This is a genomic window from Labilibaculum filiforme, assembly GCF_002843315.1.
Lineage (GTDB): Bacteria > Bacteroidota > Bacteroidia > Bacteroidales > Marinifilaceae > Labilibaculum > Labilibaculum filiforme.
In genome coordinates this window covers 1-12,011 of sequence record NZ_MVDD01000019.1, presented here as the reverse complement: position 1 = coordinate 12,011, position 12,011 = coordinate 1, and the positions used below count along the sequence as shown (strand labels likewise).

7 protein-coding genes are annotated in these 12,011 nt (G+C 35.1%); all 7 read right to left on the bottom strand.

What is annotated here, in order from left to right:
- Window positions 1-63: 63 nt before the first annotated feature.
- Window positions 64-897: a helix-turn-helix domain-containing protein gene (locus BZG02_RS17415; RefSeq protein ID WP_101263033.1), complete on the bottom strand. Its 834-nt coding sequence runs from the start codon at window positions 895-897 to the stop codon at window positions 64-66.
- Window positions 898-997: 100 nt separating this feature from the next.
- Window positions 998-2,428: a glycoside hydrolase family 47 protein gene (locus tag BZG02_RS17410; RefSeq protein ID WP_180335770.1), complete on the bottom strand. Its 1,431-nt coding sequence runs from the start codon at window positions 2,426-2,428 to the stop codon at window positions 998-1,000.
- A 120-nt stretch (window positions 2,429-2,548) separates the two neighbouring features.
- Window positions 2,549-3,958 carry a sugar porter family MFS transporter gene (locus tag BZG02_RS17405; RefSeq protein ID WP_101263031.1) on the bottom strand — a complete coding sequence of 470 codons (1,410 nt, stop codon included), beginning with the start codon at window positions 3,956-3,958 and terminating at the stop codon, window positions 2,549-2,551.
- 20 nt (window positions 3,959-3,978) lie between these two features.
- Window positions 3,979-4,431 (bottom strand): cupin domain-containing protein, encoded by a 453-nt coding sequence (locus tag BZG02_RS17400; RefSeq protein WP_101263030.1) that lies wholly within the window; start codon window positions 4,429-4,431, stop codon window positions 3,979-3,981.
- A 1-nt stretch (window position 4,432) separates the two neighbouring features.
- Window positions 4,433-6,589 (bottom strand): pyruvate formate lyase family protein, encoded by a 2,157-nt coding sequence (locus BZG02_RS17395; RefSeq protein WP_101263029.1) that lies wholly within the window; start codon window positions 6,587-6,589, stop codon window positions 4,433-4,435.
- Between the two features lie 12 nt (window positions 6,590-6,601).
- Entirely contained in the window at window positions 6,602-7,552 is a 951-nt protein-coding gene (locus tag BZG02_RS17390; RefSeq protein WP_101263028.1) for a glycyl-radical enzyme activating protein, read from the bottom strand.
- Window positions 7,553-7,667: 115 nt separating this feature from the next.
- Entirely contained in the window at window positions 7,668-10,736 is a 3,069-nt protein-coding gene (locus BZG02_RS17385; RefSeq protein ID WP_101263027.1) for an ATP-binding cassette domain-containing protein, read from the bottom strand.
- Window positions 10,737-12,011 lie beyond the last annotated feature (1,275 nt).

Sequence of the window (12,011 nt, the reverse complement as noted above, 5' to 3'; positions counted from 1 at the left end):
AAGGTCATTAAGCGAACTTAATGACCTTTTTTTATTTCTCCTAAAAAGAACACATCTTTCGATTTAAATAATCCTTTTATTATAAATTCGGTAATCTTTTGGAGACATCTTAAAATGTGTTTTAAATACCCGATAAAAGTATCCTATATTTCCATACCCGCAATCAGATGCAATTGTTTTTACCGAAGCATCTGTCATCACTAATAAACGAGCTGCGTACTTTATTTTCGATTCGTTAATGGTATCCGTTAAGGTTTTTCCTGTGTGCTTTTTTAAAATTCGATTGCAATGATCGAGAGACTTATTTGCTTGAGATAGAAAACCATCAACTCCTTTTTGAAACTGAACTGGCGAATTATAGTTTTCGAGAGCTGACCGAAGCCAGTAAGGCATTTCTGGATTAAAACTAGCATATGAAGGTTCTATAATCTCGAAAATAAACAAGAGCAATCTGTCCAAATGAATATTGTTCTTTCGTTGATTAATAACCTGATCGGCCTTGCCACTAAGCAAACACAACTCTTCTTTTGGAACTCGAAAACTAAAAGGCAAATGACTTTTGCTCCAAAAATAAAGATTGGTATCAGGAAAATATCTCTCGCGAAAATAATCTAATGTGCTACTTCTAAATGCCAGGTTAGTAATTGTTAATCCTTTTGTTGCTGATTTTGCTATAAATGTATGCTTATCAGTCGGACGAAGCGTGCACAAATAACCAGGAGAAATTTTCACTCGCTCTCCATTTATTAAATGAAATCCTTCCCCATCCTCAATCCAGAAAATTTCCGCGTAATCATGCGTATGCATTTGAATATCACTTTTGGAGCGCAATGTAATGCGCGCTAGGTGAAAAACTTCTTTGGGATCGGTAAGAAAAGCATCCAGATTAAATTTCATATTGGCTTTAGGTGATTTATTCCTTGCAAAATAGAATTTTTTATTCGAAAAAAAGGGCTGATTTTTGAAAATCAGCCCAACTAAAATTTAATTTATAGAATTATTCAAGTCCTAAATTCTTCTTCACTTTTATTGGATCGAAAGATTTTTTTGCAAATGGATGAGCCTCTGTATTAAACACATAATCATCTAGATTAAACTCACCAGTTTCCTCGGTAAATGTTAGGTACAAATATTTCATTGTTTCTGCAAAAAAGAATGTTGGCATATAATCTTTCTTTTCCATTGTTCTTACATCTTCAACAGAAGAAAAAGCAACTTCTGTTCTACAGTGTTTCTTAATATCAGACCAATACTGAGTCACCATATCGTAATACTTTTGTTTTCCGGTAATGTGATACAAGTAGTAAGCCGATTCAATAATTTCAGGATTCAGATCGTAAACCGGATAGGTTGGTTCTTCTTGCTTATAATCGTAAATCATTGGTTCTAAACCATACTTATTCCAAAGTCCATTCCAAGTATCCTGCGTTTTTTCCGCTCTTCTTACATCACCATCCAAAGCCAGAATTGATTGAAAAAATGCATCGTATAAAGTTACAATACTAGCAAATTGTCTTCCACTGTGAGGATCAATACAATCTCTTGCACCACTATACATGTTAACACGTCCATACCACAAAGTAGAATCTGTTTCCTCAGCAACATATTTATTGATTGCAACAATACTTTCGTCCCACATTTTCTTCGAATCCTTGTCTCCAAACAACAGCATACTCTTATACAAATATTCGTAATAAGAATCAGCACCAGCACAAATATGAGAATGATCGTTGAGCCACTCCCCTGTTTCCACATTAATTAAATCACCTACCAAATTTAAATCCGATCGACGTTCCCAAATTGCCAGATTTGCTTTTTTCGCTGTCTGATAATAAATGGGATTCCCCGTATAGTAACTCAAGATTCCTAATTCGAACATGTAGGAAGCAGCCTCGGCCAAATTAATTTTAGCACCTTTGGTTGCACCTGTTTTTAAATTCACCCAATAGTAAGGAATTCCGGTTGGCGAATCGAAAGCTTTCAACATTCTTTGTCCAAAATCTTCTGCTTTTTTAAGAATTCTAGCATCTGGATTGTATTCATACATAGCTAATAAACCACCCATAATACGGATATTAACTTCGAAAGTCTTCACAAACAAATCCTTATCCCAGCTAATGCTATCTATCAAATAGTTTTCCACCTCTTTTGCCTGTGCATCCAATCCCATGACCTTCATAGTACTATAGGCATCAATTGGAGAAATATGCAAAGATTCTTCGTACCAATCCTGATGAGATTTAGATAAAGGCAACAACACATCGTGGCCCCATGCATACTTTTTGTACGCATCCCAACTTCTCACAAATTCATCTTTTACTTCCTGAGCAACAGGACTAATTTTCACATCTTCTTTCTTTTCCACTTTTGGTTGACAGGCTACGGCAAGCAATACAATCAGGAGAAATAAATAATTTTGTTTTTTCATTTTATTATAGGTTTGCATTCTTTAATATTTCAATAGTAATTTAATGATCAATCGGTTAAGTTTATTTTAATTATAGATTAATCTTTCGAAAAATGCGTTAATTGCAGAAAGCTTACGGAATTATGACTTTTTCTCGTTTTTCACCCAAGCACTCTCAATATCTTCCAAGGATACTCCTTTTGTTTCAGGAATCAATTTCAATATAAATGGAACAGGAATACAGCATGCTGCAAAAATAAAAAATGTTCCTGCTGGTGTAAGCGTATCTAACATCCATGGTACCACCTGACCAATAATAGCAGTTCCAACCCAAACTGAAAGAGTAGCAACAGACATTGCGCGACCTCGAACTTTAGTTGGATAAATTTCAGATAACAATACCCAAATAACCGGTCCGTACCCGACAGCAAATGAAGTAATAAAGGTTAATATGAAAACAATCAACAAATATCCCTGAGTGAGATCTAAGAGGAATAATACTCCAACGGCAATTAAAGAAAGAAACATTCCTGTGATTCCGCCTTTCATTAAATTTTTACGCCCAAACTTATCAATTTTTAGGATCGCATAAATGGTAGCTACCACATTCACCGTGCCAATAACTACCTGTCCTCCAAGAGCATCACTTAACTTTAAGCCCGCTTCCTCCATAATTCTGGGACCGTAATAAATAATTGCATTAATTCCGGTAAACTGTGATAATAAGGCCAAAGCAACACCTACCAAAACAGCAACTTTAATTCCTGGTTGCAATAGTAATGCCCATGAGCTATCTCCTTCTTTCGCTATTGCCTTTTTAATAGTTTCTAATTCTTTTTTAGCAACATCTTCGCCATGAATTTTCACTAAGACTGCACCAGCCTCATCATTTTTATTTTTTGATGCATACCATCTTGGACTTTCGGGTACCAAAAACATTGCTCCAAAAAATAAAAGTGCAGGAATAGCCTCGCTTCCAAACATGGATCGCCAAACCTCACTTACAAAAACTTTATGCAACAAACTTCCTTCGGTAAAAGAAGCACCCGAACCACCATCACCAAGTAGCAAGGCATTAGCAAAATAAGCGCAAAGAATTCCTAAGGTAATTGCGAACTGATAAAGTGCCACCATACGTCCGCGAATGTTGGCCGGAGACACTTCTGAAATATATAAAGGCGATAACATAGAAGCTACACCAACACCTAAACCTCCTACTAATCGATAAATAATCAATTCTGTATGGCTACCACAAACGGCACAACCGATTGCTGAAATTGAAAATAGTAATCCTGATACGATTAAAGATTTTTTCCTTCCGAAACGATCCGATAATTCTCCCGCAAAAGCAACTCCTGCAATACAACCTACCAAAGCTGAACTTACAAACCAGCCTTCCATTACGGTATCCAATGCAAATTTATCCTTCACGAATCCTATAGTACCAGAAATTACGGCAGTATCGTAACCAAATAGAAAGCCACCAAAAGCAGCTGCCAGAGCTATAAACAATAGATAGCTTTTGTTTGTTTTTTGAGTTTTAGATGTCATAGTTTTGTTATTGTTGGGTATTATTTAGTTGCTCCGATTTGGGTATTATCGAATATAGTTTTTTTAAGTTGTTGTGTTAAGCTTTTTTGTTCCTCAAGCGAAAGATCCACAATTTCATATTCTCCCAAATGACTGTTTTTATCTTCGAAAATTAGCACCTCGGCAGTTGGCTCAAGTGCGATATTGTGCCACACCATTTTAGGTATATTATAAACAACACCTTGTTTCATCAGAGTGGTTTCAAAAGAAAGAACTTTACCATCATTTCTTATTGCAGCTATTAAAATTGCAGTCCCTTTCAACAATACAAATAATTCATCTGTTTTAAAATGAATATCGATACTTGTAATGCTTCCAATAGCTTGATTAGGAGCATAATTTATTTGCGCCACCTGCCACTCTCCACTAATATACAAAGGAGAAAATCCTTCCCCTTTATGCGCATATTCCTGCATTAATTTTAAATCTCCCATCTTAGTTTTCTAAAATTCGATCCACAACCAGTTGCCGAAACTCAGGAGTTAGCATCGCAAAATAGGCGGTAAATCCCGTAATACGCACTACCAAATCAGGATATTTGGATGGATCTCTGTGTGCCTCCAATATTTTCTTCTGGTCAACAATATTTACATTGATTAAAGTTCCTCCCAACTTGAAGTGAGTCTTTATCAAAGCGATAAAATTATCAACCTGATCGCCTTTTGCCATGGATAAATCCAATTCTAATTGCATTGGAGCTGTATTTCCGTATCCTGGCTGAATTTGCGCAATTGATTTAGCCATTGAAGTGGCCGCACCATCTTTTGAAAATCCTGGATGTGGATTAGCACCGTGAGAAATTGGCGCCTTAGCAAATCGTCCGTTAGGTGTAGCTTCTAAAGCCTTTCCCAAACCAACCGTATTTGCCCATGAAAACCAGCCAGGAATAAAGCAATGACCTTTTTCCTCATCCGACTCATTTTTTACTAATTGAGAAAATTCTTCCGAAATCTTTTTTGCCCAAATATCACCACGTGAATCTACTTGTCCGTAACGATCACTGCGATTCATTAATTGACGAATCCTCTCCCCATCGGTTCCTTCCCAATTGCCTTTTAAATGATAATCCAGTTCTTCCCAAGTAATTTTACCTTCCTCCTCGATTCTCTGCTGAAGTGCCGCAAATGAATCTGCTATTGTTGCCAATCCTGCCCCATCAATTGCCAGATTATAATATGCTGCACCTCCTGCACTTGCATCCAAGCCTTTCTCTAAAGGACCGTAACTCAACAAGTTTAATAGTAATTCAGGCTCATTATATCGCTGTTGCTCTAATTGAAAGCGAATACAATCTGCAGTTGCTTTTACACCAATTACCAAATGTTTTTGGAAAATAGCATACAATTTATCGGTGGATGCCTCTTTAAAACCGCCATCAATCACCTCATTATATGCGACTTGAAACACCCTTCCCGTGTTAATTTTCACCAAATCGTTCATGGTGTACTCCAAACCAGGAAGCGACATCCAATTACAACCTACTGCTATTCTTTTCCTTGCTAATTCTTCATTGTAACCATTTCTCATAAACCCCTCAACAAGCGCTTTGTCTCCCGAATAACGTGGCCACGCATTCTTATTTTTTATGAGTAATTCTACTGATTTTTTCAAGAATTTTTGATCCAATTGATCGTGAACACGAATGGTTAAATTTAAAGAGGTATTCACCTTATCACCTGCCTCAAGAATCAAATAAGATAAATGATTGGTCATATCTCCCCCTTTACCATCCGGACCACCCATTTGCCAATAAATTGGATCATTAATTAAGAAACAAGCCAATTGATAAACCACGGCTTCATCATCTATAATTCCGGCTTCTTTATCTTTTAAATAGAATGGATATAAAAGTGTATCCAACTGTCCGCCAGCACCATCACGATTATACGTTCTTGATGCCAGGTGATACCAAATAATCCACTGACAAGCTTCTCGAAAAGATTGAGGAGCATCATTCAAAATGTTCTCATTTACCGTAAGCATTTCTACTAAATTAGTTTTTAATTCAGCATCAATCTCACTATCAATCTTACGCTTAATTTCTTTAATTGTATTTTTAATCCAAATTTGAATACTCAAAACCGCTCTTTCGTGCGAATCGTAGAACAATTTAGTTTCTTCATCTTTGGCATTTACATCTCTGTATTTTCTAATTTTTTCCAAGATACCACCCCAGCCTAATTTCAACCCTAATTCGTAATCAGGAGCAAAATGAGCATCAAAGCCAATACCATCAATAATGTTGTATTTTTCAATTTCAGGTTTTAGATGATCGTATGAAAATTCTGGTTTGAATAGATTAGGTCTCATTTTAGACATGAAGTACATCCATCTTCCGGCAAAAGCATCGTTAGGATCAACATAAGTAGGATGTTTCTCCATTAAATCACAAAAATTATCAGTCCAACCTTGTACACCATAAAAAGATCCATCTTCATGATTGGGAATAATCTCCCAAGCACCTTCTTTCGGAGGAGCAATTCTTCCATAATCATCCTCATCCAACAAACCTTCAATTTGAATCTTATCCTCAGTCTGATTCTGTTTCTTTTTTCTCAACACAGCAATTCTATCGTCGTACTTTGTCTTCATGATATATCTTTCTTAATTCTTTTTAAATTTTTTGCACAGCAAGGCCATTTCATCCTGTAAATAATCAAAATGACTTTTACTGATTTGATCGAACTTCGTTATTTCATTCTCCATTCCTAAGGCTATGTATTTGCCATTTCCAAGACTATGGTATGGTAACAATTCGTAGGTCTCCAAACAATCTAATTCATTCACAAACTTTGCAATCGAGCTCAACTCCTCCACATTATCATTAACGCCAGGAACAACAGGAGTGCGTATCATCAATTTCTTTCCAAGCACATTTAAAAGCTTGATATTTTCAAGCACCAATTCATTTCCTAAGCCAGTCCATTTTTTATGCTTTTCCGAATCCCACAATTTAATATCAACCATAAACAAATCGGTATATTCAGCTACTTTTTTAACAATTTCGGAATTTGAATGTAGGTTGCTTTCAATAGCGGTATGAATTCCTTTTTGTTTGCACTTTTTGAATACTTCGATTACGAATTCAGCTTGCAGTAATGGCTCTCCGCCTGAAATTGTAATTCCTCCACCCGATTCATCGAAAAATTCGCGATCTTTTTCAATTGTTTTTAGTAACTCATCAACATACACGTCTTTTCCAACAACTTCTAAAGCACCTGTATAGCAAGATTCTGCAATTGTAATCGATTCCGAAATAGAATATTGATTTGGCCTCACTAATAAACTTGGCGTAAAATCGGATGTAGTAGCAGACGGGTAACAAGCTTTGCAATCAATGCACTTATTTTTAAGAAATTGAATTTGTAATTTTGAACTCCACGTTTCAGGGTTGTGACACCAAGCACAACGCATATTGCACCCTTTGGTAAAGACTGTTGTCCTTATTCCGGGTCCATCGTGAAGGGACATACTTTGTATTTGTGTAATTCTACCCATAATTCTATTTACAAAAATAGGATACAACACTGACCAAATACGACTAAAATAACACATGGAAATCGCTTTTTATTACACTGTGGCGATATTAAGAATGAGTCTTAGTAATCGATTAGTAAAAACAATTCATAAAAAAAGAGGCTGATTAAAAATCAACCTCTATATAAATCTCTTACTTCAGACGTTTTCTTGTAATCCGAATATGACCTTCGGGAAGTATTTTAACCCATAATATTTCAACCAGAAGCAAGAATCTTCTTACTACATCAAAATAAAGTGTAAAGTAAAAAAACATGCTGGTGCACCAAACAATAATCACATTAAACCAGAAAGTATCAATCAAATAATCGCCAAGTCTTTTCTGAGAAGAAAATAATTGTGCCCTTCCCACTTTATTCGAAGGAATTTGAAAAATCGGATCCTTTAATTGAATTAGTTCACTTTCAAATTCAACAATTTTATTTAGCTCTCTTCGATTTAAAACAATTTGCTCAATAGCTTCATTATAATGTTTTTGTTTAAATTCAAATAATTCTTTTTTACCTCCGTATTGTTCCAATAAGTTTAGGTAAGCCTGATCTCTTTTATCCGACTCTGTTTTATAGTCAGTCCATCCGTTTTGCTTAATTTTCTTCAACCAATCCATTAAGTCATCCGAAGAACTCACTAATCCGTTTTCACTTAGCTCTACTCCACTTGGTAGTTCATATAAATCAGCCAATTTTCCAAATTCATTCCTTAATACCTGAAATTGCTTTAAATTCTTTGTTTGCAACCAATTTTGGTAACGCTGTTTTATTTCCGGTATATAAAAGGAGGATCGAAACGAAGCCTCACTCATTTTTTGTTCGTAATCAAAAAACTGATCCTCAAAATCATTGTTTCTAAACTGTTCAACAATCAAAGCCTCGTAAGCCCATCGCGAAGTCATTAAATCGCCAACAATGGGCACATATTTTTGTGAAGTAATGGCTGGATGTAATTTGGTAAAATTCACAATTACTCCGGAAAACAAGAGTTGAGGCACTAAAATAAACGGGATGGATACATAAACAGCCACCACCGTATTCAAGGCCGCCGACAAGTTTAAGCCAATCATATTAGCACATGCCGATGCAGTATATAGCACTAACCAATATTCAAAAGTTAATCCCTTAATTTCCAGAATGGTATTCGCAACCAAAACAAATAGTAAGGTTTGAATAGCCGAAATTACAAGCATAATTATCACTTTAGAATTCAGATAGCTAAAGCGACTTAAATTCAAAAAAGATTCCCTTTTCATGATTCTTCGATCGTGAAGAATTTCCTCTGCAGATATAATTAATCCTAGAAAAAGAGAAACTACCACTGCCATAAAAATAAAGGAAGGAATATTTTCATTATTCGAAAATATATAAGCCGTAGAATCGTCGGCCGAACCACTAATATATTTCGTAAAGTACCCCAAGATAACCGCTAGAATAGGAGCCTCCAAAAGAGTAATTAAAATATATTGCTTATTACTGATTTTCGCTTTTACATCACGTTCCAAATAAATCTTTAATTGCTCGGTTCGTTTAGGAATACTAAAATAATTTATTGGAATTAACCTTTTCCGCTTCGGAACCTTTACCGGATGCTTTGCCTCAATATTCTCTTTATAAAGTTCGTACCACTCGTCGGAACTTCTTTTTCTTTTTCTAATTTGCTTGCCATACTCGTTCATCATTCGGGTTTCCACAATTCTTAAGATTTGCTCCGAATTCACATTACCACAAGTCAAACATTCACTTTCATCCGCCTTAACATACTGACTTTGCGTTTTAAAATAAACAACTGCATCAATCGGATTTCCAAAATAGATCACTTTACCTCCTTGATCCATAATGATTAACTTATCCAACAATTTAAAAATATCTGATGATGGTTGATGAATATTACACATCACCAATTTTCCTTTTAAAACCTGTCTTTTCAGTAGCAACATCACCTTTTCCGAATCCATGCTCGACAAACCCGAAGTAGGCTCATCAACAAACAAAACCGAAGGTTCTCGCATCAATTCTAATGCAATATTTAAACGCTTTCTTTGTCCACCACTTAATACCTTATTAATCGGATCCCCAACCTTTAAATCTCTGGCTTCCACCAAGTCAAAACTTTCGATGGTATCATCAATAATATTTTCGATTGTTTCCTCGTCTAAATTGTCGAAACAAAGCTTAGCATTAAAAAACAAATTCTGGTAAACCGTTAGTTCTTCCACCAGCAAATCATCCTGAGGAACGTAACCAATAACCCCTTCAAGCTCTTCCCTATCTTTATGAAGGTTATAACCATTGATATAGATATCCCCCTGATTTAGTGGCAAATTCCCATTTAATACATTTAAAAGAGTAGATTTCCCCGTTCCACTTCCTCCCATTATTCCAATCAGTTGGCCCGATTCAACATGAAAATTAACCGGGAAAACACCATTATTAGAACCTGGAAACTTAAATTCGATGTTTTTAGCAACAAAACGAATATCGGAATGATTTTTTCTCTCAATAAATACCGATACAACCTGAGAATAATAAATCGGATCAATTCTATGACTTCTAATCACTGATCCATAAGACAACAGATAAGTACGATCTAGTTTAACGTTATGCCCATTTAGAAAAAGGTTATACTCTCCAAAGTATTTCAACAAAAAAGTATTGGTACTCTCTAAGTGGAGAATAAATAGCCGTCCTCGCAGTCGGGGACTGCAAATATGCTTTACCACCTCATGCTCAAAGGTTTCATTAGCATCAACAATTAATAAATACGGATTATAAGGAATTGAATATTCGGTTCCTAAAATAAACTGAAGACTGTGTTCAAATTCATCTTTAGGAATTTTGAATGCCTTCGAAACAGTTTTCACAAAACTCAACTCCTCGGGCCCTGTAAACTCCGAATCATCAATAAATTCAAGAAGCTGCAACATGATCCAGACTTTCTGTTCCTGTTCTACTTCCTCGACTAATTTTGCACAAACCTGAGCAACCTGCTTGTGTTTATCTTGAATTGTATCCTTTTGACCTTTATCGTAATAGGACTCTTTTAGATAGCGATCGAAATTGGATAAATACCTTTCATGCCATTCCTTACTAAAGCGCTTCTCTAAATATTTTGAGACAACCTCTCTGGCGGCCACCTCAAAACCATGTTGTTGTTCATCAACAACAATCGCAAATAGTTGCATTAAAGCATTTAATACCGACTCATTCATTGGGTTATAATAGAAGTTTGATTTTTGCTAAAGGCCTAATTTAGATAAATTCCCCGAGCTATGGAAAACTTATTATTTATGATGGACAAATTCTGCTTAAAAGATGAATTAATTTGAATATAAATCAATCAAAAATTCTAATTCCTAATTGTGTTAAAAAAAAATTACATCACATTAAGGATTTTTAACATCTATTTATGTACGTTTATCAAAGATTTTCGTATATTTATAAAACATGACAGTTAAGAAAGTTTTTCATAGATTAAGATTAGGGTTATTGATTAGATTAAAAACCTGGGTGAGAGCCTAGGTTTTTTTCCACAAAAAAACTTATTCATTTCAATTTATAATCGTTTAACATCTGTTAAAAGTACTTAACCAAACAATGCGGTATATTCGTAAAGCAAACAAAGAATAAAAAATTTTTCATAGATAATAGATTAGATTAGTAAATAGTGGTTAGTAGAAAAGCTTGGGTGGGGATCCAAGCTTTTTTCTGTATATAAATCTTCCATGATTTAAAAACTGTGCCTTTTAGCATTCTTTAACTTCTATTACAAGCACTTAACTAAACATTGCAGTATGTTTGTAAAGTAAACGGCTGGTAACCGTTTTTTCATAGAGATTAGGTTAGTAAATAGTGGTTAGTAGAAAAGCTTGGGTGGGGATCCAAGCTTTTTCTGTTTATAAATCTTTCATGATTTAAAAACTGTGCCTTTTAGCATTCTTTAACTTCTATTAAAAGCACTTAACTAAACAATGCAGTATGTTTGTAAAGTAAACGGCTGGTAACCGTTTTTTCATAGAGATTAGGTTAGTAAATAGTGGTTAGTAGAAAAGCTTGGGTGGGGATCCAAGCTTTTTCTGTTTATAAATCTTCCAAGATTTAAAAACTGTGCCTTTTAGCATTCTTTAACTTCTGTTAAAAGCACTTAACCAAACAATGCAGTATGTTTGTACTGTAGACGGCTGGTTACCGTTTTTTCATAGAGATTAGGTTAGTAAATAGTGGTTAGTAGAAAAGCTTGGGTGGGGATCCAAGCTTTTTCTGTTTATAAATCTTTCATGATTTAAAAACTGTACCTTTTAGCATTCTTTAACTTCTATTAAAAGCACTTAACTAAACAATGCAGTATGTTTGTACTGTATATAGTACCCTCGTTTTGTTGGACCAAGATTTCTGTTTTCTAAGTTGAATTTAAGCTGCCATATTATAGATTATAAACGGCTTCTTCCTATCGATGCCTTGATGATCTCTGTTATGATATCTATCAA